This window comes from Kineothrix sp. MB12-C1 (assembly GCF_030863805.1).
Classification (GTDB): Bacteria; Bacillota; Clostridia; order Lachnospirales; family Lachnospiraceae; genus Kineothrix.
In genome coordinates this window covers 625,044-650,956 of sequence record NZ_CP132957.1, presented here as the reverse complement: position 1 = coordinate 650,956, position 25,913 = coordinate 625,044, and the positions used below count along the sequence as shown (strand labels likewise).

The following is a 25,913-nucleotide window of genomic DNA, read 5'->3' as shown; positions in this document are numbered from 1 at the left end:
GATGAGCGAGAGGACAATGAGTAGAAAAATAATAGAGGCAAAAGAGTTGACTTTTTCCTATGAAGAAGATAATCCTGCACTTCAAGGAGTATCGGTAATTATTTATGAAAGGGAAAAAATAGCAGTTCTGGGAGCTAACGGTGCGGGAAAATCCACTTTTTTCTTAAACCTTAACGGGGTACGAAAGCCGGATGCGGGAGAACTGTTTCTTTATGGAGAAAAAATAGGAAAGAAGAATAGAAAGGAACTGACAAGAAATGTGGGCATCGTTTTCCAAGATGCGGACAGTCAAATCATTGGCTCTACGGTAAAGGCAGAGGTAGCCTTTGGTCCGCTGAATAAAAAACTTCCGAGAAAAGAAGTAGAAAAGTGGACAGTGGGAGCGATAAAGAGGATGGATCTTGAGGAATATGTGGAACGTCCACCCCATTATTTAAGCGAAGGGGAAAAGAAAAGGGTGAGTATAGCAGATATCCTTGCCATGAATTATCCCCTTGTTATATTCGATGAACCCACAGCGTCCCTCGATCCGGTCAATGCGGAGGCACTGGAAAAGGTGTTGGGAGACTTGGAAGGGGAAGGTAAGACGGTAATGCTGTCCACTCATGATGTGGATTTCGCTTATCGCTTTGCGGACCGAATTTTGGTCTTTTGGAAAGGAAAGGTGATTGCCGACGGGAAACCGGAGGAAGTCTTTCAAATAGAAGAAGTGCTCGAAAAAGCAAATTTAAAGAAACCTATGATAATGCAAGTATATGGCATATTGAAAAAAAAGGGATTATTACAGGAAGGGGGGAGTAGGTATCCGCGAACACTTGCTGAAATAGAGTCACTTCTATAAAGAGTTATAAAATTTTATAAATAGAGAGAAGAGGAGAAAACAATGACAACAAAACAAAGAAAAGTAATTGCAGCTTTGACCATCGTATCCGCACTTATGAGCGTTACGTTCCATTCAAATGCTATGCACATTATGGAGGGCTATTTACCGCCATCATATAGCATTGCGTGGGGAATCTTATGCATTCCGTTCCTTGTTGCCGGATTCTTATCCATTCAAAAGAAGCTTAAGGCAGACAGAAGAAATATAACTTTACTGGCTATGGCAGGAGCCTTCATTTTTGTGATTTCATCCCTGAAGATTCCGTCGGTGACAGGAAGTTGCTCTCATATGACGGGAACAGGCTTGGGTGCGATTTTATTCGGACCTACGGCAGTAGGCATTCTCGGTATTATTGTGCTGCTGTTCCAGGCACTCCTTTTAGCACACGGCGGGCTTACCACATTGGGAGCCAATACCTTCTCCATGGCAATCGCCGGCCCGTTCTTAAGTTATGGTATCTATCTGCTTTGTAAAAAGCTTAAGGTAAATAAATGGGTATCTGTATTTTTAGCGGCATTTATCGGTGATATTTTTACATATTGTGTGACGAGCATACAGCTTGCGATGGCATATCCTTCCGTAGAAGGTGGTGTAGGAGCCTCTATCGTTAAGTTCTTGAGCGTTTTCGCACCGACCCAGCTTCCGCTTGCAATTATGGAAGGTATTTTGACCCTTTTAGTTATCATTGCGTTAGAGACCTACGCGAAACCCGAACTGAAGAAGATTGGATTCATGAAGAAAGCAAAATAGTGTGAAAATAAAGTTTGCAGATTACGAGAAAGGATGGTTATTCATATGAAGAAAACAAAACATTTGGTTATTGTATTAATTGTTATAGTAGTGCTTATGGCTCTTGTTCCGCTTTTCGCATTAAAAGGAGCGGAGTTCGGGGGATCGGATGATGCCGGGAGCGTTATGGTGGAGGAAATTACCGGAAGCTATGAACCCTGGTTCGCACCTGTGTTAGAAACAATGATAGACGGAGAGCTTCCCGGTGAGGTGGAAAGCTTGTTCTTCTGTCTGCAAACAGGCATTGGTGTAGGTATTATGGCTTATTGCATGGGTCGCTTCGTAGAACGCAAAAAATGGACAGACAACGGAGAAAATGCATGAAAAAGGGAATTTTAATTGTCAGCTTTGGAACGACATATCATGAAACACGCGAAAAAAATATTGAGAAAATTGCGGAAGCAGTCCGGGATCAAAACCCGGACTGTGAAGTATGCCAGGCTTATTCCAGTAAAATGGTAAGAGCGATTCTTAAGAAAAGGGACGGTATTGAGATTCCGGGAATCGAAGAAGCCTTGGAAGAAATGAAAATAAAAGGAATCACTCATTTAACGGTATTACCCACTCATATTATCGATGGGGTGGAAAACAACAAGATGAAACAGATGGCTAAGAAATCGGAAGCCTTTTTCGATGAAATAAAGGTTGCCTGTGCGCTATTGGAAAGGGAAGAGGATTATTCTCTGACAGCAAAGGCATTTTGGGATGAGATAAAGGAGGATGCTCCGGAGGGGGTCGTGGTTCTGATGGGACATGGTTCTTATCATGAAGCGGACATCGCTTATAAGAAATTTGAAGAAGCCCTTCGGGAATATGCAGGAAGAGAAATCTATATTGCAACAGTGGAGGGGGCCACATCGATAGAAGATGTAATCAAGAAGATGAATGCTTCCGTCCAGGAAAAGAGTAAAAGAATGGAAATATCAGTTCTGATTGCACCGCTTATGCTTGTAGCAGGGGATCATGCAGTGAATGATATGTCCGGAGAAGAAGTGTCCTTTTTAACGAAGCTAAGGGCAGAGGGTTATAATGTAAAATGCTTGCTGAAAGGGCTGGGAGAGTACAAGGGGATTCGGGAGATCTATCTTAAATATTTACAGGGAGCCAGTCGTTTGCTCACATTGTCCCTTTGTATCTTCCTGCTTAGCGGATGCGGTCTTGGGAAAGCAGAACAAGTACAAACAGAGAAAGTATTACAAGTGAATACGGAAGCGATTGCGGAGGAGCAGACTGAGTTTGTTGAAAGACAAGTGCACTTTACAGATTCCCGCGACAGAGAGGTCACAGTAGAATTGCCGGAGAGGGTGGCAGTATTATCGGGAAGCTATGCGGATGCATGGCTGTTAGCCGGCGGCAAGCTTTTCGCAACTACGGAAGATGCAAAGGAAACGGTTACATTAATGGAGGAAACCAAAATGCTCGGAAGCTTAAAGAGTCCGAGTATAGAAACGATGATAGAAGAAGGTGTTGATTTCCTCATTTTATCCTCTGCAATTGAAGAACATGTAAGACTTTGTGATACGTTGGAGGCGGCAGGAATAACGACAGCATACTTTGAGGTAGAAAGCTTCAATGATTATGCCGATATGATGAAAGTTATGACGGATATTACAGGCAGGAAGGACTTATATGAGAAGAATGTAGAAATGATCCGTCTGGAAATAGAATATCAAATGGAAAGAGCGGATGGAAGCCGGCCTTCGGTCTTGTTTCTCAGGGCTTATTCTACAGGAGTAAAGGCGAAGGGAAGCGATAGCATGACGGGACAAATGTTTGAGAAATTGGATTGCATCAATATCGCGGATCATGAGGATGGGTTATTGGAAGATTTGAGTATGGAAGCCATTATCCATGCGGATCCCGATTATATTTTTGTCACGACGATGGGAGAATCGGAAGAGGCTGCTATGAATATGGTGGAAGAACTTCTTACGACAAATCCTGCATGGAATGGATTAAAGGCAGTCCAAGGGGGACATTATTATGTGCTGCCCAAGGAACTGTTTCATAATAAACCGAATGAACGTTGGGGAGAGAGCTACCGGATATTAGCGGGTTACTTGTATGGAGAAGAGTAGAGAACAGTTAAAAGTACAAAGAAGAATTATATTATTTGCCTGTTTATTGTTACTTATGATTGCTGTAGGGTTGCTAAGCGGTGCAGCTAAGCTTTCACCGAGAGACTTTATGGAATTGTTTGCTTCGGAGGAGATGACGAAGAATGGAAGGATTCTTCTCTATGTTCGTATGCCGAGGGTAATCGGAGCAGTCGTTGCGGGAATGGGACTTGCCGTTGCGGGGGCTGTGATACAGGTGATTTTGAATAATCCGCTGGCAGGCCCGAATATTATCGGGGTCAATGCAGGTGCAGGTTTCTCAGTAGCGATTTGCAGTGTTTTATTACCGAGATCGTATGCTGTTTTACCGTTCGCAGCTTTTCTTGGCGCCTTTTTTACTGTCTTACTCGTTTATTATCTCGGTAAGAAAACCGGTGCTTCCAAAATCACTCTCGTATTGGCCGGAGTTGCGATCAACAGTCTGTTAAATGCAGCTTCCGATACGGTCTATACTTTTAGTGAAAGTTCTCTCATTGCGAGTTCCGCTTTTAAAATTGGAGGATTAGCAGGAATCGATAGCCGGGTACTTACTTTCGCAAGTATTGCGGTGGCAGCAGCGACAGTTATTGTTTTTTTATTTCATAATGAGCTGGAGGTATTTTCTCTTGGAGAGGATAAAGCGAAGACATTAGGGCTCTCTGTTCCTTTTTATCGCTTTTTCTTCCTGGCCCTGGCGGCTGTGCTCGCAGGAGCTTCTGTAAGTTTTGCCGGACTGCTTGGATTCGTGGGCTTAATTGTTCCCCATATAGTCAGGCTGCTCGTTGGAGAAGAGAGTAAGTACTACATTCTTACCTCGGCAATTTTAGGTTCTTTGTTCTTATTAGTCTGCGATACGATAGGAAGAACGATGTTCGCCCCCTATGAGCTTCCTACAGGCATTGTGCTGTCATTTATCGGTGCCCCCTTCTTCTTGTGGCTGCTCGTCAGAAAGAAAAGGGGGAAAAGAAATGCTTAGATTAGAACAAGTGACGGCAGGATATCAGAAGAATCCGGTGATAAAAGAGATTGATCTCACCTTTGAGCGAGGGAAAATTACAGTTCTGACCGGGCCCAACGGAAGCGGAAAAAGTACACTTCTTAAGGCGATCGTAGGACTATGCGAAATACATAAGGGCACTGTACTTCTGAATAATAAGAAGAAAGGTGAGTTTAGCGATAAAGAATTTGCAGGATATGTTTCCTATTTGCCTCAAAGCCATGGCGGTGGAGCTATTACGGTGGAACGCATGGTCTTACACGGGCGGTTTCCTTATCTGTCCTATCCTCGAAGATATCGCGAAAAAGATTACAAATGCTGTTTTCAGGCCATGGAACAAATGGGCATTCTTGCGCTTCGTGATAAGAAAATTGATGAGTTATCCGGCGGACAGCGGCAGAAGGTGTTTATTGCCATGGCTCTGGCCGGGGAGATGGAAGTCTTTCTTTTCGATGAACCTTCCACATATTTGGATATAAGTTGCCAATTGGAGCTTTTGGATACCATGGTACGGCTGAAAGAAGAGGGAAAGACGGTAATTACGGTTCTTCATGACCTTAATTATGCGATGAAGATTGCTGATTATATGGTAGTGATGGAAGCAGGAAGTATAGGATGCGCGGATACTCCTTTGCACGTATATGAAAGCGGTATGATTGACCGGGTATTTGGTATAGAGTCGGGAATGCTCGTAGATGAACAAGGGGAAAAGCATTTTTATTTTGAGAGGAGCCAGAGAAAATGAAAGGTATTTTATATGGAATCGGAGTAGGACCGGGGGATCCGGAGTTGATTACATTAAAAGCATTGAAATATATGAGACAAAGCGATGTTATTATTCTGCCGTCCGCTCCGAAGGATAAGTGTCACTCCTATCTGATTGCGCAGGGAGCATATCCTGAAATTAACGAAAAAGAAGTCATATGTATGCCTTTTGCTATGACAAAAGATAAGAAGGTACTTGAAACTTCCCATAATCGAATATATGAAGATATTGCAGCCTTATTGGAGCAGGGGAAGACAGTGGCATTTTTGACAATTGGTGACCCTGCTGTTTATTCTACTTATAGCTACATCCATTCCAAAGTGAAGGAAAGAGGGGGTGCTGCTCATATGGTGAGCGGAGTCCCTTCTTTCTGTGCTGCTGCCGCGTCACTCGGTATTTCTCTTGGAGATAATAAAGAAGAGATTCATATAATACCTGCCTCTTATGATATTAGGAAGACACTTTCGCTAGAGGGAACTAAGGTCTATATGAAGTCCGGGAAAAGGCTGGCAGAATTAAAGAAAATGTTGAAGGAATCCCAAAAAGATAGCCTGCAAGTGTATGCTGTTTCCAATTGTGGAATGGAAGAGGAAAGAATAGCGGAAGGGATGGAAAATCTGGATGAAAGCAGTGGATATCTAACGATTGTGATCGTAAAGGAACAGCCGGATCGAAATGATTAAATGATTGTAATCATATATAATTTATAATATGATAATAATAACCCTATTTGGTAAAAATTGGAATAACCGTAACTGCGAGGCTACTGAGCGGATACGAACAGTCATTGATTTGGGAGGGAATGGTTGCAGGTGCAAAAAGGGAAAAAAGATATTAATGATTTATATTATTTTCCGAAACGGCTTAAGGGGCGGATAAGCGAAATACATAAACATCCATTGACTCTTATAGAAGCACCATCAGGCTTTGGAAAAACGACAGTCGTAAGAGAACAACTGAAAAAATACACAGATAATTTATCACAGATGTTTTGGTATACTTGTATGGGCGAGTCACCGATAAAGGCATGGGATGGTATTTGTAATTTGTTTGCACAAATAGATGGTGAAGTTGCGAAAGAGCTGAAGGAGCTGGAGCTTCCAACCCCTGATACACTGGCAGATTTAATCCTTCTTCTAAGAAAGTTACACTGCAACGAGAAAACCTTTTTCATTATTGATAATTACCAGTTATTTGCCAGTGAGATTCAACGACAGATCATTAATGCGTTCTCCGTCCATGGAAATGATATGCTTCATATTATTTTTATTACACAGCCACTGCATATCTTACAAGAAGCTACCGTTCATTATGGAAACATCTATGAAATAAATGATGCGGATCTTATGTTTGACAGAGAGAGCATAGGAAACTATTTTCGTATATCAGGCCTTGCTCTTTCCGAACGTGAACTGGAAAGCATACATAGTAGTACGGAAGGCTGGGTTGCCGCCATTCGCCTGCAAATGATGAATTATCAGGAAAGAGGAATTTTCGAACATACAAAAGATATCGAACAACTCATAAAGATGGCTGTTTGGAATAAGCTTTCAGAAGAAGAACGGGCGTTTTTTCTATCGATCTCCATTTTGGATTGTTTTACGTTGAAACAAATAAAAATTATGATCGAAAAGGAATCGATACCGGAGTATATTATACAGTTGCTTGAAAGCAACAGCTTCATACGCTATTTTCCTGAAACAGATTTATACTACATGCATAGTATTTTGCAAGATTATTTAAGAAATCGTTTCTATAATCAGACATCAGGGGAATTTCAGAAGCGAATGCTAAAGAGGGCAGGAGAAGCATGTGTCATGATGGGGCAGTATTATCCGGCGGCTCAGTTCTATTATAAAATTTCGGATTTTGATGCTATCTTATCCCTCCCATTGGACGCGGAGTATATCAATAATCAAAAAGAAAAAGATATTCTGGAATTCATAGCAGATTTAGTACAGATATGTCCGGAAGATACCTTGCGCAAATATCCGTTATCTGTAATTGGTTTCGCTTTCCATTTATTTATGGGAGGATTGCGAGGACCATTTGCTAAATTAGCAAGACTCATTGTCTCTATGATTGAAAATCCGTCAGACATTAGTGAAAAAGAGTTATACCGGATCAAAGGAGAGTTCGCTTTGCTTACATCCTTCAATGAATACAATGACATTCAAAAAATGAGTGAAGGGCATAAGGAAGCGATGAAATATTTAGACGGCTCCAGTAAGTTTCTGCTTCCGACGACCCCATGGACCTTTATGAATATATCGGTCTTGTCAATGTATTGGAGTAAACAGGGAGAACTGGAAAAAGAGCTTGGTTACATGGATGAATGTATGCCATATTATTCGAAACTGGCAAGAGGGCATGGCACGAGTGCGGATGTTGTGATGCGTGCAGAGACTATGCTGTTTAGGGGGAATGATATGGAGGCTGAGGCCCTTTATCATAAGGCTGTTTACTTGGGAAGAGAACAGAGGCAAAGAGCTCTTTGTCTTTGCTCGGAATTTATGTTATGCCGTATTTTTATGCTTCGCGGCGATATAGAAGCTTATCAGGCAGCAGTAGAAAATATAAGGAAGCATACCATTAACAGATCCGAACGTTTTCTCTTTCGTATGGCTGAACTTTGTCTGGCTCAGCTTACCCTTACGTTAGGTGATACAAAAACATTGCCGGATTGGATGTATGATTTGGAGAAGATGAAGAAAGTTCTTTATGTGCTCGCCCTTCCTCAAGGAAATATGCTTTATGGCAAGTTACTTTTGTTGGAGAAAAGATACAACGAATTATATGGTCTTACGGAGCCTATGATGGGAATGGCATCTCAAATGAACTATTTACTGCCGCAAATCTATCATTTAATTTATCTGGCAATAGCAAATTATGCACAGGGACAAACGAATAAAGCGCAGGAGAATCTTAGCAAAGCACTTTCTATCGCTTTGCCCGATAAAGTGTATTTACCTTTTGCCGAACATGGAAAGGAACTTCGTCCTCTTTTAGAGTTAGTTAAGGCGATTGTCACTGATAAGGAAGGACTGGAACAAATTGTAAAACTTGCAAATCGTCAGGAAAATGGAATGCGAGTGATTAGAAAAAAGCTGCTTTTGTCAAGATCACCCTTGACACCGAGGGAGAGGGATATTGCCTTGCTCGCTAAAGAGCGTCTAAGTGCCGGAGAAATAGCAGAAGCGCTTTTCATTACGGAATCCACTGTAAGAAGTGCGCTTAAGAAAATATATAGTAAATTAGAAGTGCATTCCAAAGCCGAACTATCCCGTTTAGAATTTTAATCCCTATAGTAGGAAGATGATGGAAATAAAACCCCCCAAAATGGGGGGCTTCTATTTTAAAAATCTACCGTATCATTATGATATGATAGATTTTTTTTCTATAGGAAAGAGGAGGAGAGAATTGTGAAAAATAAAAGAGTAACGGCGCTACTAATTTCGGTACTGGGAATATTTTTACTTTTTTCAGGATGCGGTGAAAGTAAGTCAGAAACAACAGATATGGAGGCAGTGGTAATAGAAGAATCGATGTCAGAGAAGACTGGGGCTGACATTTCTTCTACACAGGTAAGTGAACTTTATCAAAGTCAAAGTTTAATGATGGAAATGCTCGTAAATGATTCCTGCGTTATTGAGGATACCGGGGATACTATTGTAATATCGACGCCCGATGGTTTGGCATCTGTAAGTGTTTCCTTTATGCCCGGCATTCAGAACCTGGGTATGGCGGCAGAGCTTATTCCTCAAGTTTTGATAGCGAGTGGAGTGTATCCAGGGGAAGTCAAGGAAGGTATTCTGTTTGGTGCACGTGCGAACCATTGTACATTTTTTGCGCCGGAGGAAGAAGCGTCCGCTGAAGTCATAGATACTGCGGCGACACAGGAGACGGGTGAAGTGCAAGGGGCTGAAACCGGGGGATATGGAATCTTTGCAACTTCTATTATCAATTCTTCTTTATATATGGTAAGCGTGGGTTTTGAGGCAGGATGTACAGATGAAGATGCCGAACTTATTCTGAATGTTTTTTCATCAATGAATGTCCTGAAACCGGTAACGGTTGATGTATCTACCAAAGAAGCAACTTATCAGACGAAATATCCGGAGGCAAAACCTGCAAAAGCAACTAAGAAAACGTATCAACCGGTTACTGAGTGGATATACCCTCCTTATTACTATTATGGTTGGTATTCTGATTTTGATTATAGCGTGTATCCTTCGATGTTCTATGAGCCTGACTGGGATTACTATCTAGATGGAGCATGGTGGAGCTGGGACTGGGATGATAGCGGATATTGGGGCTTCTATGATGAGTACAGCGATTGGTATGCAGAATCTTATTATAATGGTTATGATTACTATTATGATTATGATCCGTATAGTGACCCCGGTGATTATTACGATTATTATTATGACTATGATCCTTACAGCGATCCAGGTGATTATTATGATTATTATTATGATAATTATTATGATTATGATCCTTACAGCGACCCCGGTGATTATTACGACGATTATGACCCCTACAGTGATCCCGGCGATTATTACGATGATTATGATCCTTACAGCGATCCGGGCGATTATTACGATGATTATGATTACTACAGCGATCCGGGCGATTATTATGATGACTATGATTATTCCTACGATGATTACAGTTACGATTCTTATGATGATTATAGCTATGACTCCTATGATGATTATGGAGATTGGTAAGATATAGAAATTATAGAGCGGGCTGCCATGCTAAGAGTATGGCAGCCCCTTCGCATGCATGTATATGAAATATACCGGATAACGCAAAATCACTCTACGAATAGCTTGTGCAAAAAATTCAACATTTTTGGTTATCAAACCCACTTATGAAAGAGGAAAATTTTCGTTATAATTTGTCTATCAAAAGGTAGGGAGGAAGAAAGGATGAGAAAGAAAAAAGTAATCAGCATGTTAATGACAGGTGTCATTGCCGGAAGTTTATTAATGGGTTGTGGTAATACACAAAGCCAACAAAGTGCGGATGCTTCGGAAGGAAGCAGCACCAGTGCTAAGGTAGAAAATGCAGCAGATAAGAGCCAGGGGGATGGCAGTGAAACTGTGATGACTGTGATGTGTCCGGGAACTGCGTCAGATACCTACAGAGAGACTTATCAGGAAATTGCGGATGACTTCTCAGCAAATAATGAGTTCGGCGTGAAGATACAGTTTGAGTTTTATGAAAGAGAACAGTTTAAAACGAAGCTGACTACACTGATGGCATCGAATTCCGTGCCGGATATGTTTTTTACTTGGGAGCTGGATTATTTAAGACCGTTTGTTGAGGGTGGAAAGGTATATGACCTGACAGAAGAGCTGAACAATGACAGTGAATGGAAAGAAAGATTTGTTGAAGGAGCGCTGGAACCACTTACATATGACGGAAAAGTTTATGCAGTGCCGACACAGACTACTTTTGCAATGATGTATTATAACAAGCAGATATTTGCGGATAACGGTGTAGAAGTTCCGGCAACTTATGAAGAATTCTTGAATGTCTGTGAGACGCTGAAGAATAACGGCGTCGTACCGATGACATTAGCGGCAACGACAGCATGGGTTCCTTCTGAATTTGTACAGCAGATATCGGATGGAATTGGCGGAATGGATTTATATAATGGGATTATAAGTGGAGAAAAGAAGTGGAATGACCCTGCACATATTGAGGCCGGAGAAGAAATTCAGGCGATGATTGAAAAGGGTTATTTTCAGAATGGTATGCTTGGCATGAGCGAGGATGAAGCAAAAGCATTATTCCAGCAGGGGAAAGCGGCAATGTATTACATGGGTGCGTGGGAAGTTTCCACTTTTATCAACGAAGAAACAACACCTGTTTCAGAAGATATAGGCGTGTTCAGCATGCCGGCTAAAAATCCGGAGAATAACGGTATTATTGTAGGATCAGTTGACAGCAGTTATGCGATAGCGGAGAGCTGTGAAAATAAAGAAGCTGCTGTTGCTTTCCTGAAATACTACACATCTCAGGCAGCTCAGGAAAAACTGGTTTATAATCAGGGGCGCCTTCCTGCCATCAAGATGGATATTGATGAAAGTAAGTTAAAACCATTGGTTATTGACGTAATAGAGATATCCAAAGAAGCCAAAGGTATGACACCGTGGTGGGATCGTGTATTCGGTGCCGGTGAAGGTGTCGAATTCAATAACCAGTGTTTGGCGGTATTCGGTGGTGATGATGTGCAGAAAGCTTTTGACGATTTGCAAAGTTTTGCTGAAAGTAATGCAACACGATGATTATGTAATGAATGTCCCCGGCTTAGGGCCGGGGAGTATTCATATCAGGATCATTTTTATTTTGGAAAGAAGGATTAAAATATGAATAAAGTGTTTGGAAATAAAAAGAGCATTGCTGTATTTGTACTTCCCGCATTTTGTATTTATTTTATTTTTTGCCTGGTTCCGATCGTTTATAACTTCTATATCAGTCTGTTTCAAACTGATATGATGAGCCCGGGTAAATTCGTGGGAATACAAAATTATGTAAATTTATTTAAGGATGGAACCTTTTTAAAGGCTCTGCGCAATAATATTTTAATGGTGATGGGTTCACTGATCGCCCACCTGCCACTTGCACTATTCTTTGGAAATCTGTTGTTCCAGAAGATTAAAGGCAGCCATTTCTTCCAGACAGTATTCTTTTTACCGAGTGTTATTTGTGGTGTTGCAGTCGGAATGATCTGGACCTTTGTTTATAATTCGGAGTTTGGTCTGCTTAATAAGATGCTGGAAATGCTGGGGCTTGTAAATTTACAGCAGGCATGGTTATCCAATAAGAAAGTTGCACTGATTTGTGTAATTGTAGTTGTTATGTGGCAATTTGTGGGCTATCATATGGTTATTCAGCTTGCGGCCATGAAAAATATTCCCGAATCTCTCTATGAGGCGGCGAAAATTGATGGCGCAAGCAAATGGGTGCAGTTTCGCTCCATTACTTTCCCTCTAATTAAAAATATTCTTAAAGTCGATGCCGTGCTAATCATTACCGGATCTCTTAAATACTATGATTTGATTGCAGTTATGACCGGAGGCGGGCCGAATCACAGTACGGAGTTAATGTCGACCTATATGTACTATCAGGGATTCAGGACACTTAAATACGGATATTCTGCAGCGATCGGTGTGATATTGCTGTTGTTGTGTATCTGTGCGGTATGGATATCAAACCATGTCTTTAAGTCAGAGCCGATTGAATTTTAGAGGAGGGAAGAGAAAATGGAGATGTCCATGAAAGAAAAGATAGGACTGGTATTTAAATATATTGTATTAATCATCTTTGCAGCAACCTGCATTTATCCGATCATCTGGCTTTTGATCAATTCCTTTAAAACGAACGAAGAATTGTTCGCAAATCCATGGGGAATGCCGGTAAACTTTAGCTTGAAAAATTATATTGTCGCAGTTACTGAAGGGAATATCGGAATCTATTTTGTCAACTCAGTTATCATAGCCGTCGTGGCAGTTGCAGCTACAGTACTGCTCAGCAGCATGGTATCCTATGCGATTTCCAGAATGTATTGGAAAGGTTCAAAACTGATGCTGAATATATTTTTACTGGGAATGATGATCCCGGTATATGCGACGATTATTCCGCTGTTTACAATTTTTAATCGGTTTGGGATTCTGAACACCCATGCTTCTGTGATCATTCCACACATTGCGTTTGGTTTTCCGATGGCGGTATTTATACTGACCGGATTCTTTCAGACGATTCCCCGGGATATTGAGGAAGCAGCGGTAGTGGACGGCTGCAGCATTTACCGAATCTTCTTTAAGATTATTATGCCGATTACGAAGTCGTCGGTCGTAACGGTGGCGGTGGTGGTGTTCATCGGCGTCTGGAATGACTTGTTGATGCCGCAGATTTTTCTGACCGATGCTGCAAAGATGACCTTGCCGGTCGGGCTGAATTCTTTTAAGGGAATGTACTCGACTGATTATGTATCGATGATTGCAGCGGTCCTACTGACAATTATTCCGAGTGTGATCGTATATATTTTACTGCATAAGAACATTATGGAAGGTATGGTGGCAGGTGCAGTAAAGGGTTAGTTATAGGTTAGGCTACAGGAGGTGGCTTGTGAAATTATTGATAGCAGATGATGAAGCGGTAATCCGGCATGGGCTCATGTCGCTGGATTGGAATGAAGTAGGGATAACAGAGATTTACAGTGCAGTCAATGGGATTGAAGCGAAGGAATTGCTGGCGAATGAAGATATTGATATCGTAATCAGTGATATCCGAATGCCCGGATTAGACGGTCTTGAACTTTCCCGCTATTTATATGAGACAACTAAGGATACAGTTATCATTTTATTGACCGGTTTTAATGATTTTGAATATGCGAAGGAAGCCATCCGCAATCAGGTCTATGAATATCTTCTAAAGCCTGTCCATCCGGAGGAACTGCTCACTGCGGTAAGACGTGCCGTTGAAACGATCAAACAGAAAAAATACAAGAACCAAATGCTCAGACAATATCAGGATCAGATTGCAGCGTATGATATCACGGAAAAAATTCTACATAGCTTTTTGGATGTGGGAATACAGATGACGGATATCCTGACCGTCATAGCAAAAAGGTCGAATACGGACTTAACGCTTAGCGACCTGGCGGAGGAATATCATTTCTCTCCAATCTATCTATCTCGGTTCATAAAGAAGGAGACCGGCTACTCGTTTATCGATATATTGACCGGCATCAGACTGATGCATGCCGCCTCGATGTTGGAAGAGGGAAAAGAACGGATTCAAAGTATCTGTGAGAAAACCGGATTTCGGGACCAGCGGTATTTCAGCCAGGTGTTTAAACGGATATTCGAATGTACGCCGAGAGACTACAGAAAGAATGGCTCGGGCAAACGATATGAGACGATTGTGGATATACTGGATGCGATTACGGTAAAGCATCATACCAAGGGAGGCGATTGATCCTGAAGCACATACCAACCTTAAAGAAGAAGTTAATTATAAATTTTATTGTCATCCTGGTGATGCTCAGTGCTCTGGCTGTAGCTGCTTCAGCACTGATTTTCAAGAGAATCTATAATATAAAGTCCGGCCAGTTTATTCAAGATATCACAAGACAAACTACCACCAATATGAAGGAAAATATACAAAAGGTTGAAAATATCACATTTGAACTATTAAAAAATACAGTGATTCAGAACCTTTTAGTGACAGTCAATGAAAACACCCTTACGGATTATGAATTGATAAATATACGAAAGCAGATTTTAAATGAGCTGGGAACTCAGGCACTTTATAACAACGATAGTGTTTCAATGAGCATCGGTTCCCTTTCCGGCGAAGAGTTTATCATTGAAGCGGTCCTTTACGGCGGTGAAAAAGATAAGTTTACTAAGGAAGAAATCTTTTTGGCCAAAGGATCGACCCTCTGGGGCGTAACAGAGGACGGTGAAAATAATATCTGTATTGCCAGAGCGATCATCAGTATGAAAACACAAAAGCCGATTGGATATATCAATATCATTATGAAAGAGTCTTATTTCGGCGATATCATAAAGGATATATCAGGAACCTATGCCAGTGGGGCCTATGTGATAGATAAGGATCATATCGTAATTTCCAGCAATCGGAAAGAAATACTGGGTGAAATTTTCCCGGTGCCTTCAGAGTCAATTTCGGAGCAGGGGCGGAGCATTGAAAAGATTAACGGCAGCAATTCCTATTTATATGCCAGCGGACCGATGAGTAATGGATGGAGGCTGATCGTAACGGTTCCGTTAAACGAGGTCGAAAAGGATATGGTCACTTTCTTAATCATGGTTATTGCAATTGTATTAGGGGCGGCAATCCTGGCGGCCTGGGCGATGGTCGGTCTGGTTACAAGATCGATCGAACCGCTGGAAAGGCTAAAAGAGAGTATGAACCGGGTTGGACAGGGCGATTTTTCTTCCAGAGTGCCGATTGTGGCCGATGATGAAATCGGGCAGCTTGGAAAAACTTATAATCATATGGCGGCCAACATTGAAAACCTGATTGAGAAAGCGTATAAAATGGAGATTTCCCAAAAGGAGGCAGAGATAGAATTTCTCAAAATGCAAATAAACCCGCATTTTCTATATAATACCTTAGATACTATCAGCTGGATGGCGAGGATGCAGCATAACCAGGATATCGCAGAGGTTGCGATGGCTCTCGGAGACTTGTTAAGGTCTAATTTAAAGCAGGAGAGTATGATTACGATCGGTGAAGAATTAAAGAGTGTCAGAAATTATGTCTTTATTCAGGAATACCGTTTTGGTGATAAGATATCAGTCGGATATGAGATTGACAGAAGGGTAAGAAATTATTTGATCCCTAATTTTATTTTGCAGCCACTGGTGGAAAATTCAATTATCCATGGGTTAGAACCTAAGCTTGGAAAAGGTACGCTGCTGGTTCAGATTTTCATCCATCAGGAGGAACTCTATTTCCGTATAGTCGATGATGGCATCGGAATGAATCAGGAACAAATAAAAGGGATTTACCTGGCGTGTGAACAGGAGAATTCGAAGCGTTGCATCGGCTTGAAAAATGTTTACCGCAGACTGAAAATCTACTACGGTGAAGAAGGAACCCTTAGAATCGCAAGCGAGGTTGGAGAGGGGTCGAGAATTTGTTTTTCGATTCCGATTGACAAATTAAAACAAGAAAAGCAAACATAAAAATATAGATGGAGGCAGTTATGAGAGAAAAAAAAGAAATGAATCTGGAACAGCTCACAATGGGAGTTTGTTATTACCCGGAGCATTGGGATGCATCAATGTGGAAAGATGACTTGCTTCGGATGCAGGATAACGGAATTTCAGTCATACGAATCGGCGAGTTTGCCTGGACGGTATTCGAGCCTAAGGAAGGTGAATTCAAATTTGACTTTTTTGATCGGTTTATGGAAGTAGCAGAGCAGACCGGGATGAAAGTCATCTTCGGAACACCGACTGCCACACCGCCGGTCTGGCTGACAGAAGCCTATCCCGAGGTGCTTAACAGCGATAAGAACGGTGTTTTGTACCGTCACGGATGCAGACGTCATTATAATTATAATTCTAAGAAATACCAGCAGCTCGCAGCACGTATTGTGACCGAGTTGGCAAAGCATTATGGGAATCACCCTAATATCATAGGTTGGCAGATTGATAATGAGTTAAATTGTGAACTGAATGAATTTTATTCCGAAGCTGACACCTTGGCATTTCGTGAATTTTTGAAAGATAAATACCAAACGCTGGATGCGTTGAACCAGGCTTGGGGAACCGTTTTCTGGAATCAGACCTACAGCGCTTTTGAAGAGATTTATGTTCCCAGAAAAGTAGTCAGCGATTCTACTAATCCCCATCAGGTACTTGATTATACCAGGTTCATTTCAGACAGCGCCTGTCGTTTTGCCAAGATGCAGAGCGATATTTTAAGAGAGTATATCAAGGAAGAGGCGTTTATCACGACTAACGGAATGTTCGGCAATCTGGATAACCACCGGATGACCAAGGAGTCGCTGGATGTTTATATGTACGACTCCTATCCGAACTTTGCCTTTTGTATGGACGAGAATCCAAAGCAGGCGACTGATTTAAAAGACCGGAAGTGGAGCAGGAATCTGACGGAAGTCCGTTCGGTCTCACCCATATTTGGAATTATGGAGCAGCAGTCAGGGCCTAACGGCTGGAATACCCGGATGGAAGCACCGGCACCAAAACCGGGTCAGTTAACCTTGTGGACGATGCAAAGCATTGCCCATGGAGCCGACTTTATTAGCTATTTCAGATGGAGAACTTGTACGAAAGGCACAGAGATTTACTGGCATGGGATCCTTGATTATTCAAATCGGGATAACCGCAGGCTAAAAGAGGTAAAAGAGGTATCTTTTAAATTAAAACAGATTAAGGAAGCCGCAGGTTCGCACTACAAAGCAGCCTTTGGGGTCTTGAAGGATTACGATAATGTCTGGGATGCCGGACTTGATAAATGGCATCAGCGTGTTGATAAAGTCAGTCAGGCGGGAATTTTTCAGGCTGCCCAGCTTACCCATACACCGATGGACTATGTTTATTTAGAGGATGAGACAACTTTCGAAGAATTGCTCGCATATCCGGTTCTGATTTATCCTCATGCAGTCATTCTGACTAAGGAGAGGGTGAATTTGTTGGAGGAATATGTAAAAGAAGGCGGAATACTGGTTTTAGGATGCCGAACCGGATATAAGGATTTAACAGGACAGTGTGTGATGGATAAATTGCCGGGATTGCTTCAGGAATTGACGGCAACGGATGTGCCGGAATATACATTTGCCGGGCCGGCAGATGATTTGAATTATATCTCATGGGATGATGTCTTGCTGGAAGCGCCGGTTTTCCATGATATATTAAGTCCTCTTACAGAAGAGGCAAATGTGCTTGGTACATACCAGTCTAATTATTATAAAGGCAGTCCGGGATTGATCGAACATATTTGCGGTAAAGGGAAAACCTATTATTTTGGCAGCTGTTTTTCCAAGGAGACGGCAAAGGTATTTTTGGAGAAGTTAGGGATAGCAAATCCGTACGGTGATATTATTTCATTGCCGGAGCAATGCGAACTGGCTGTCAGAGAAAGGGCAGGAGAGAAATATTTATTCGTTTTGAACTATGAAAACGAGGAATGTGAGATTGTAGTCCAAAAGGATATGACTGATTTATACACCGGACAAACAGAAACAGGAACAAGAATTCTCAGACCTTTTGAGACGGTGGTATACAAAATGTAAATATATCTATCAGGCAAAAAGGGTCCCGCTTGCGGGATTCTTTTTTATATCACAGAAAAGTTTTAACCACAGGAAAGACCTTGCTGATTTAATCGATATATAATAATATAGTTATAGGTAAAACCTATAACCAAATGATGTTTATATATATTAACACTTATACTACGGAATAAGTATAATGACAATTAAAGAAACCGGATAAAAAATAACATTTTTCTAATGGATTTTCCCAAAGCAATTTTTGCTTTTGTAACTGTGAGGGTAATAAACAGTTAAGAAAGTTCTTATGAGACATAATAGGAGGATAAGAAAATGGCTAAAAAAACGAGAAAAGAAAGAAACCTTAAATTCGAAACATTACAGCTTCATGTAGGGCAGGAGCAGCCGGATGCGGTAACCGATGCGAGAGCGGTTCCGATTTATCAGACATCTTCCTATGTATTTCATAACAGTGAACATGCGGCTGCGAGATTTGCGTTAACGGATGCTGGGAATATTTACGGCAGATTAACCAATCCTACGCAAGATGTGTTCGAACGCAGAATTGCAGCACTCGAAGGTGGAGTAGCCGCTTTGGCAGTAGCTTCCGGGGCAGCAGCCGTTACCTATGCGATTGAGAACATTGCGCAAAACGGGGATCATGTGGTATCAGCGAAAAATATTTACGGCGGTACTTATAATTTATTAGCGCATACGTTACCCCAATACGGAATAACGACCACCTTCGCAGACCCATTCAATTATGAGGAGCTGGAAAATGCTATTCAGGACAATACAAAACTTATTTTTATAGAGACCTTGGGCAATCCGAATTCCGATGTAGTAGACATTGAGAAAATCGCAAAGATTGCACATTCTCACAAGATTCCCCTGATTGTAGATAATACATTTGCTACCCCTTATCTGCTGAAACCTCTTGCATTCGGCGCTGATATTGTAGTGCATTCTGCCACGAAGTTCATCGGAGGTCATGGTACTTCTATCGGTGGTGTTATTGTGGATGGCGGTAATTTCGATTGGGCGGCATCTGGGAAATTCGATATTCTGACAAAGCCTAACCCGAGCTATCATGGTATCAGCTTTACGGAAGCGGTAGGAGCTGCTGCCTATGTGACGAAGATTCGCGCAATTTTGCTTCGCGACACAGGAGCCGCATTGTCTCCTTTCCACGCATTTTTCTTTTTGCAAGGGCTGGAAACTCTTTCCCTTCGTGTGGAGCGCCATGTGGAAAATGCATTGAAGGTAGTTGATTATTTGCATAATCATCCTCAGGTGGAAAAGGTACACCATCCTTCAGTATCGGAGGATGAAGAGCAGAAGGAGTTGTATGCGAAATATTTCCCGAACGGAGGCGGTTCCATCTTCACTTTTGAAATCAAAGGAGACGCACAGAAAGCAAAAGATTTCATCGATCAACTGGAACTTTTCTCTTTACTTGCCAATGTAGCTGATGTAAAATCCTTAGTAATTCATCCGGCATCCACTACCCATTCACAGATGAATGAGAAGGAGCTTGCGGCATCCGGCATTGCACCGAATACGATCCGGCTTTCTATCGGCACAGAACATGCTGAGGATATTATTGAGGATCTGGAAGAAGCTTTTCAAGCAGTACAATAAACCGTAAGAAGAGTGCCGAGACCTTATAGAGGGATAGACAGAAGCGTGGAATTGGGGAAATTGTTATAGCTTGTGGGTGAGATAATGGGGGGTAAGAAATTATGACATTACAGCAGCTTCGGTATGCGATATGTATTGCAAATCAAAAGTCCATGAACAAGGCGGCAGCCGAACTGTTCATTACACAGCCGAGTTTATCCAGTACCATACGTGATTTGGAAGAAGAAATTGGTTTACAAATATTCTTGCGTTCGAACCGGGGAATCGTTATTACGCCGGAAGGAGAAGAATTCCTCGGCTACGCAAGACAGATGATAGAGCAATACAGGCAAATGGAAGAACGGTTCATTCATAGGAAAAAGTTTAAAAAGAAGTTCAGCGTATCCATGCAGCATTATACCTTCGCTGTTCAGGCCTTTGTCGAGATGGCTAAAGAGTTCGGTATGGATGATTATGAATTCGCTGTGCGCGAAACTCAGACCTATGAAGTGATTGAGAATGTAAGAAATCAAAAGAGCGAGCTGGGTATTTTATATATAAATGATTTTAATTCTAAGGCGCTGACAAAAATATTTCATGATCAGGAATTAGAATTTATTGACTTGTTCCAGTGCGGAATCTATGTCTTCTTGTGGCAGGGCAATCCCCTCGCACAGAAAGAATGTATTAATTTTGAGGATTTGAAAGATTATCCCTGCCTATCCTTTGAACAAGGCAACAATAATTCGTTTTATCTGGCAGAGGAAGTGTTCAGCACTTACGAATACAAACAGATTATTAAAGCCAACGACAGAGCGACAATGTTAAACCTTATGATCGGGCTGAATGGATATACTTTGTGTTCCGGCATTATTTGTGAAGAATTATATCAGAATGAATATAGGGCAATTCCTTTGAATACGGATGAGAGGATGAGAATCGGGTATATCAAGAAGAGGAAGATGCCGTTAAGTATTCTGGCTGTCAAATATATAGAAGAATTGAAAAAATACGAGAAAAAGGTACTTTAATTGTAACTGTGAGGATACTGAACAGTTACCTTCAACTATTGCAGTAAAGTGAGGAGAACGATGACAAGAGAAGAAGCGTGGAATTTATTAACAAAATATAATAAGGATCAATTTCATTTGGAACATGCGCAAGTTGTGGAAGGCGTTATGAAATATTTTGCCCGCAAGTTCGGTTATGCACAAGAGGAAGAGTTCTGGGGAAATGTAGGCCTTTTGCATGATTTGGATTTCGAACTCTATCCTCAGGAGCATTGCATTAAGGTACAGGAGATTATGAGAGGTGCAGGAATCGAGGAGCGGTTGATACACGCAGTGGCAAGCCATGGATATGGAATCACAGTGGATATTGAGCCGGAGCATGAGATGGAAAAGATACTATATGCTGTGGACGAGCTGACTGGACTGATCGGTGCAGTCGTATTGATGCGTCCTTCCAAGAGTGTGCAGGATCTGGAAGTGAAGTCAGTGAAAAAGAAGTTCAAAAGTAAAGGCTTTGCGGCAGCTTGTTCCAGAGAAGTCATTCAGTCAGGTGCGGATAGGCTTGGCTGGGATCTGGATAGGTTGATAGAAGAGACACTGGAAGCGTTGAAGAGTTTCAGAGAATAGGAAATAAAGAACGGAATATGAAACAAAGAAGATAGGTAATAAAAGATAGATAATAAAAGAGTAACTATTCAGTAGGTCTGCGCATTTACTGCGCTGACCGTAAGATAACGTCGAATAACAAGTAAAAATCCCATCACCGAAGGTGATTTTAATGGATTTTTACAAAGCCATCTTGCAAAGATTGCTTTTGTGACTGTGAGGGTACTGAACAGTTACATAAAAGATAAAAAGTATGATTTGGAAAGAAATCGGAGAAAAATATGGAATATGGAATATCGACAAAATGTTTATATGGAGATGGGAGACGGGTGGATACAGACGGATCGGGGGCGGTTAGCTTTCCGATTTATCAGACGGCTACTTTCGCACATCCGGCAGTAGGAGAAAGTACCGGGTATGATTACAGTCGTTTGCAGAATCCTACGAGGGAACAGTTGGAGAGAGTGGTAGCTTCTTTGGAGAAAGGAATTGATGCCCTCGCTTTTTCCAGCGGGATGGCAGCAATTACCGCTTTGATGGAAATATTTCAGCCGGGAGACCATATCATTACGGACTGTGATTTGTATGGTGGAAGCATCCGCTTATTTAATAACATCAGCAAGAAGAATGGAATTCTGTTTAATCATGTGAATTGCGCTCAGTTGCTGGAAGGAGAAGGAACGGATGGATTGGAAGCACTAATCGGTGAATCGACAAAAGCAATTTTCATCGAGACACCGACCAACCCGATGATGAACGTGACCGACATCTGCAAGATGGCCGGAATTGCTAAAAAACATGGACTTCTTCTTATCGTGGATAATACCTTCCTGTCTCCTTATTTCCAGAATCCGCTTGAGTTAGGTGCTGATGTAGTCGTACATAGCGGGACGAAATATTTGGGCGGACATAACGATACGATTGCCGGCTTCCTGGTAACTTCCTCGGGGGAAATCTCGGAGAAATTAAGGTTTATCATTAAGACAGTAGGCTCTGGCCTGGCGCCCTTTGATAGTTGGCTGATTCTGCGAGGTATTAAGACATTGGCGATTCGTATGGAAAAAGCAGAGAAGAATACGAGACAGATTGTGGAATGGCTATGTGAGCAGAAACCAATCGTGAAAGTATATTACCCGGGAATTGCAGAAAGTCCTGGGTATGAAATAACGAAAAGGCAAGCAAGAGGTTTCGGCTGTATGGTTACTTTTGAAGTGGAGACGAAAGAACTGGCACTTTCCATTCTTCGCAAAGTGCGCCTTATACAGTTTGCAGAAAGTCTTGGCGGTGTGGAGACATTAATTACTTATCCAATTACCCAGACTCATGCGGATGTACCTAAAGAGACCTTGGCGGCAAATGGAGTTACCGATAAAGTCTTAAGACTGTCCGTAGGGATTGAAGATGTAGAAGATTTAATAAAGGAACTGGAGAGAGTATTTTATGAGTGATAAGAAAATTAACTTCGATGAGATTGTTGACCGTAGACGTACGGATAGCATAAAGTATGATTTTGCCAAGCAAAGAGGAATGCCGGAAGACGTTATGCCTTTGTGGGTAGCGGATATGGATTTCAAAGTTTCCGATCAAATAATAGAAGCCATTCAGAAAAGAACTTCCCACGGTATTTTTGGCTACACGGAAGTGGGAGATGGATATTTCGAAGCGTTGCAAGGATGGATGGAGAAGAAATATCATTGGAATATCGATAGAAGGTGGTTGGTGAAGACACCGGGTGTAGTATATGCTCTGGCTATGGCGATACAAGCTTTTACGGAACCGGGAGATGCGGTGATGATCCAGCAGCCGGTGTATTATCCCTTCCGGGAAACGATAGAAATCAACGACAGGAAATTGGTGGATAACACGTTATATCTTGGTGATGATGGAAGATATCATATGGATTTGGAAGACTTTGAGCGAAAAGTGGAAGAAAACGGTGTAAAGCTTTTTATTCTGTGCAGCCCTCACAATCCTGTCGGAAGAGTTTGGAGCAAAGAAGAATTAGAGAAACTTGGGGAAATCTGTGTACGGAAGAATATCCTTGTGGTGAGTGATGAGATTCATCAAGACTTTGTATTTCGGGGAGAACATACGGTATTTGCCAATTTAAATAAGGAGATACAGGATAGAACTATCACCTGTACTTCGCCGAGTAAGACTTTCAACTTGGCAGGATTGCAGATTTCTAATATCCTGATATCTAATCCGCAGCTCCGACATAGGTTCAAAGAGCAGATTGTAAAATCAGGATACAGCCAATTAAATACCCTCGGATTGACTGCTTGTGAAGCGGCTTACCGGTACGGGGAAGAGTGGTATACGCAACTTATAGAATATTTAAAAGGCAATATCGAATTTGTCCGTAATTTCTTAGAGGAAAGAATTCCGCAGATAAAAATGTTAGAACCGGAAGGAACCTATCTTGTCTGGTTGGATTTCAGAGGACTTTCCCTGTCCGAGAAAGAAAAGGAAGATTTAGTCATTCATAAAGCACGGCTTTGGTTGGATAAGGGAACGATGTTCGGTGAGCCGGGAGTAGGATTCGAACGAATCAATATAGCGTGCCCGAGGGCAATATTACAACAGGCATTAGAGAAACTGGAAGCAGCAATGTAAAAGCTGCTTCCAGTTTTTATTCGTGTAATAGGAAACTACTCCTATTATATAAAATAGATGCGCAGCCTAATCTTCTCCTTCATCTGCTAAAAGGGCATCTATCACACTGTTGTAGCCATAGAGACTGGCAGCGTATTTGAGTCCGTCCGATATTTCCCTTCTTGAAAAATCGTTATCTTCCAGAAAATCGTTGTCCTTATTATTCAAATGTTCGTAAAATAAAAGGGCTGTCTGGAAAGACTTTACATTTTCTGTCTCCATTTCTTCTGTCAGAAGATTTTCCGCCTCGTTTATTTTCCCTTCATCGATGAGGGCGGATAATCTCCTGAAAACTTCCGCCGCCTGTGTGTCCATTTCCGTGACCTCTCCATTTTCTTCATTGATCTTAAATATCAATTTCTTTAAAGCCCTGATAATATCATAGATTAGGCGCATAATGTAGTCATTTTCAAACATCATTCTCGTCCTTTCTGTCTTCTTTGTCTTTTAATAACTTGAATATATTATATCTTATATTTGCAATTCCTTACAACTTAAAAGGAAATGCATGAGTATTTTATGAGAAGGAATGAAAAGTCATTTAGTTATAAATAAAATCTATTACCAGATGTTTCTTTCGTGTATTATACAAATTCATATAGGAATGATATGATATGCCCATGACAAAGAAACGGCTAAAGGGGAGTCATAAAATTCCATAAGGAAGAAAGGGAAAAACGAAATGGGAAATAGTATTGAAAGCAGTGAAAAAGTAACTTTCGGAAAGGTAGCCACGTCGGAGGATACTCATGAGGTATCGGCTACGGGCGCTTTTGTAAGACAGGATAATTACTTTATTATCCCTTTTGGAGACGGAGAGGGAGAACTGCCGGTAGAGGCAGGGCGTTACAGGCTGATATGGACTCCCCTTTGCCCGTGGGCTACGAGGCAGATTATAGCATTGAAGCTCTTAGGGCTTGAGGATGTGATAAGTGTAGGCAAAGTAAGCCCTGTAAGAACGGAGAACGGTTGGGAATTTTCCCTGGATCCGAATGGTGTGGATCCGGTGCTGGGGATTCGCTTTCTGCCGGAAATATATGCTCAGACGGATGCGGCATATGAAGGAAGAGCGACAGTTCCTGCGGTTGTAGATGTGAAGAGAGGAAAGGTCGTAAACAACGACTACCATCGTCTGACCAATTACTGGGAAACCGTATGGAAGCCCTTTCACAAGCAGGGAGCGCCGGATTTATATCCGGAGGAGCTGCGAAAGGAAATCGATGAATTGAACGTTATTCTGTTTCATGATGTTAACAACGGCGTCTATAAGGCCGGATTTGCACAGTCTCAGGAGGAGTATGAGAAAGCCTATGAAATCCTGTTCGATCGCCTGGACTGGTTGGAGGAAAGGCTGGGACAGAGCAGGTATTTGTTCGGAGATAGGCTGACGGATTCCGATATCCGGTTATATGTAACTCTTGCAAGATTTGATGTGGCTTATTATTTCAGCCACAAGACGAATAGAAATCGGATTGCGGATTATGACAACCTTTGGAACTATGCCAAGGATTTATATACCATTCCGGCATTTAAGGAAGCGACGGATTTCGATGCGATAAAGAGAGGATACCTTTTGGGACAGCATTCTCATAATCCTTATGATATCCTTCCGTTAGGACCGGATACTTCTAATTGGAACGAACCGAATAACAGAGATGAGAAGATCGGTAAATCTCGAATTACATATCAGTAAAAATATAATGT

The 25,913-nt window shown here is 41.7% G+C and carries 22 protein-coding genes; 21 read left to right on the top strand and 1 reads right to left on the bottom strand.

Going from position 1 to position 25,913, the window contains the following annotated elements:
- Window position 1: 1 nt before the first annotated feature.
- The 20 genes from RBB56_RS03155 (at window position 2) to RBB56_RS03060 (ending at window position 24,170) form a co-directional block, all read left to right on the top strand.
- Entirely contained in the window at window positions 2-841 is an 840-nt protein-coding gene (locus RBB56_RS03155; RefSeq protein WP_306720953.1) for an energy-coupling factor ABC transporter ATP-binding protein, read from the top strand.
- A 96-nt stretch (window positions 842-937) separates the two neighbouring features.
- Window positions 938-1,633, top strand: a complete 696-nt coding sequence (locus RBB56_RS03150) for an energy-coupling factor ABC transporter permease (protein ID WP_442905443.1) — start codon at window positions 938-940, stop codon at window positions 1,631-1,633.
- A 45-nt stretch (window positions 1,634-1,678) separates the two neighbouring features.
- Window positions 1,679-1,996, top strand: coding sequence for an energy-coupling factor ABC transporter substrate-binding protein (locus tag RBB56_RS03145; protein ID WP_306720951.1), 318 nt, complete (start codon window positions 1,679-1,681; stop codon window positions 1,994-1,996).
- Window positions 1,993-3,750: a sirohydrochlorin cobaltochelatase gene (locus RBB56_RS03140; protein ID WP_306720950.1), complete on the top strand. Its 1,758-nt coding sequence runs from the start codon at window positions 1,993-1,995 to the stop codon at window positions 3,748-3,750. The genes RBB56_RS03145 and RBB56_RS03140 overlap by 4 nt, the downstream gene beginning before the upstream one ends.
- Window positions 3,737-4,744: a FecCD family ABC transporter permease gene (locus RBB56_RS03135; RefSeq protein WP_306720949.1), complete on the top strand. Its 1,008-nt coding sequence runs from the start codon at window positions 3,737-3,739 to the stop codon at window positions 4,742-4,744. Before RBB56_RS03140 ends, RBB56_RS03135 begins: the two co-directional genes overlap by 14 nt.
- Complete coding sequence (locus RBB56_RS03130; protein WP_306720948.1) at window positions 4,737-5,510, top strand: ABC transporter ATP-binding protein; 774 nt, start codon at window positions 4,737-4,739, stop codon at window positions 5,508-5,510. Before RBB56_RS03135 ends, RBB56_RS03130 begins: the two co-directional genes overlap by 8 nt.
- Window positions 5,507-6,214 carry a precorrin-2 C(20)-methyltransferase gene (gene cobI / locus RBB56_RS03125; protein WP_306720947.1) on the top strand — a complete coding sequence of 236 codons (708 nt, stop codon included), beginning with the start codon at window positions 5,507-5,509 and terminating at the stop codon, window positions 6,212-6,214. Before RBB56_RS03130 ends, cobI begins: the two co-directional genes overlap by 4 nt.
- Before the next feature lie 129 nt (window positions 6,215-6,343).
- The gene (locus RBB56_RS03120) at window positions 6,344-8,830 is read left to right on the top strand and encodes a LuxR C-terminal-related transcriptional regulator (protein WP_306722077.1); all 2,487 of its coding nucleotides are present in this window, start codon (window positions 6,344-6,346) and stop codon (window positions 8,828-8,830) included.
- Between the two features lie 123 nt (window positions 8,831-8,953).
- The gene (locus RBB56_RS03115) at window positions 8,954-10,261 is read left to right on the top strand and encodes a hypothetical protein (protein WP_306720946.1); all 1,308 of its coding nucleotides are present in this window, start codon (window positions 8,954-8,956) and stop codon (window positions 10,259-10,261) included.
- A 204-nt stretch (window positions 10,262-10,465) separates the two neighbouring features.
- Window positions 10,466-11,830 (top strand): ABC transporter substrate-binding protein, encoded by a 1,365-nt coding sequence (locus RBB56_RS03110; RefSeq protein WP_306720945.1) that lies wholly within the window; start codon window positions 10,466-10,468, stop codon window positions 11,828-11,830.
- 81 nt (window positions 11,831-11,911) lie between these two features.
- Window positions 11,912-12,793: a carbohydrate ABC transporter permease gene (locus RBB56_RS03105; protein WP_306720944.1), complete on the top strand. Its 882-nt coding sequence runs from the start codon at window positions 11,912-11,914 to the stop codon at window positions 12,791-12,793.
- A 15-nt stretch (window positions 12,794-12,808) separates the two neighbouring features.
- On the top strand, window positions 12,809-13,645 hold the full coding sequence (locus tag RBB56_RS03100) for a carbohydrate ABC transporter permease (RefSeq protein ID WP_306720943.1): 837 nt from the start codon (window positions 12,809-12,811) through the stop codon (window positions 13,643-13,645).
- Between the two features lie 28 nt (window positions 13,646-13,673).
- Window positions 13,674-14,525, top strand: coding sequence for a response regulator transcription factor (locus RBB56_RS03095; protein WP_306720942.1), 852 nt, complete (start codon window positions 13,674-13,676; stop codon window positions 14,523-14,525).
- Between the two features lie 62 nt (window positions 14,526-14,587).
- Window positions 14,588-16,264, top strand: coding sequence for a cache domain-containing sensor histidine kinase (locus RBB56_RS03090; protein ID WP_306720941.1), 1,677 nt, complete (start codon window positions 14,588-14,590; stop codon window positions 16,262-16,264).
- 20 nt (window positions 16,265-16,284) lie between these two features.
- Window positions 16,285-18,339 carry a beta-galactosidase gene (locus tag RBB56_RS03085; RefSeq protein WP_306720940.1) on the top strand — a complete coding sequence of 685 codons (2,055 nt, stop codon included), beginning with the start codon at window positions 16,285-16,287 and terminating at the stop codon, window positions 18,337-18,339.
- Between the two features lie 312 nt (window positions 18,340-18,651).
- A complete protein-coding gene (locus RBB56_RS03080; RefSeq protein ID WP_306720939.1) occupies window positions 18,652-19,959 on the top strand; it encodes an O-acetylhomoserine aminocarboxypropyltransferase/cysteine synthase family protein in 1,308 nt (435 codons plus the stop codon).
- A gap of 101 nt (window positions 19,960-20,060) precedes the next feature.
- On the top strand, window positions 20,061-20,969 hold the full coding sequence (locus RBB56_RS03075) for a LysR family transcriptional regulator (RefSeq protein ID WP_306720938.1): 909 nt from the start codon (window positions 20,061-20,063) through the stop codon (window positions 20,967-20,969).
- Between the two features lie 60 nt (window positions 20,970-21,029).
- Window positions 21,030-21,575: a hydrolase gene (locus tag RBB56_RS03070; protein WP_306720937.1), complete on the top strand. Its 546-nt coding sequence runs from the start codon at window positions 21,030-21,032 to the stop codon at window positions 21,573-21,575.
- 260 nt (window positions 21,576-21,835) lie between these two features.
- Window positions 21,836-23,002, top strand: coding sequence for a trans-sulfuration enzyme family protein (locus RBB56_RS03065; protein ID WP_306720936.1), 1,167 nt, complete (start codon window positions 21,836-21,838; stop codon window positions 23,000-23,002).
- Window positions 22,995-24,170, top strand: coding sequence for a MalY/PatB family protein (locus tag RBB56_RS03060; RefSeq protein WP_306720935.1), 1,176 nt, complete (start codon window positions 22,995-22,997; stop codon window positions 24,168-24,170). Before RBB56_RS03065 ends, RBB56_RS03060 begins: the two co-directional genes overlap by 8 nt.
- 66 nt (window positions 24,171-24,236) lie before the next feature.
- On the opposite strand, the gene RBB56_RS03055 is transcribed toward RBB56_RS03060, so the two are convergent.
- Window positions 24,237-24,629, bottom strand: coding sequence for a DUF6483 family protein (locus RBB56_RS03055; RefSeq protein ID WP_306720934.1), 393 nt, complete (start codon window positions 24,627-24,629; stop codon window positions 24,237-24,239).
- 262 nt (window positions 24,630-24,891) lie between these two features.
- Between RBB56_RS03055 and RBB56_RS03050 the strand changes: the two genes are divergently transcribed.
- A complete protein-coding gene (locus RBB56_RS03050) occupies window positions 24,892-25,902 on the top strand; it encodes a glutathione S-transferase family protein (protein WP_306720933.1) in 1,011 nt (336 codons plus the stop codon).
- Window positions 25,903-25,913 lie beyond the last annotated feature (11 nt).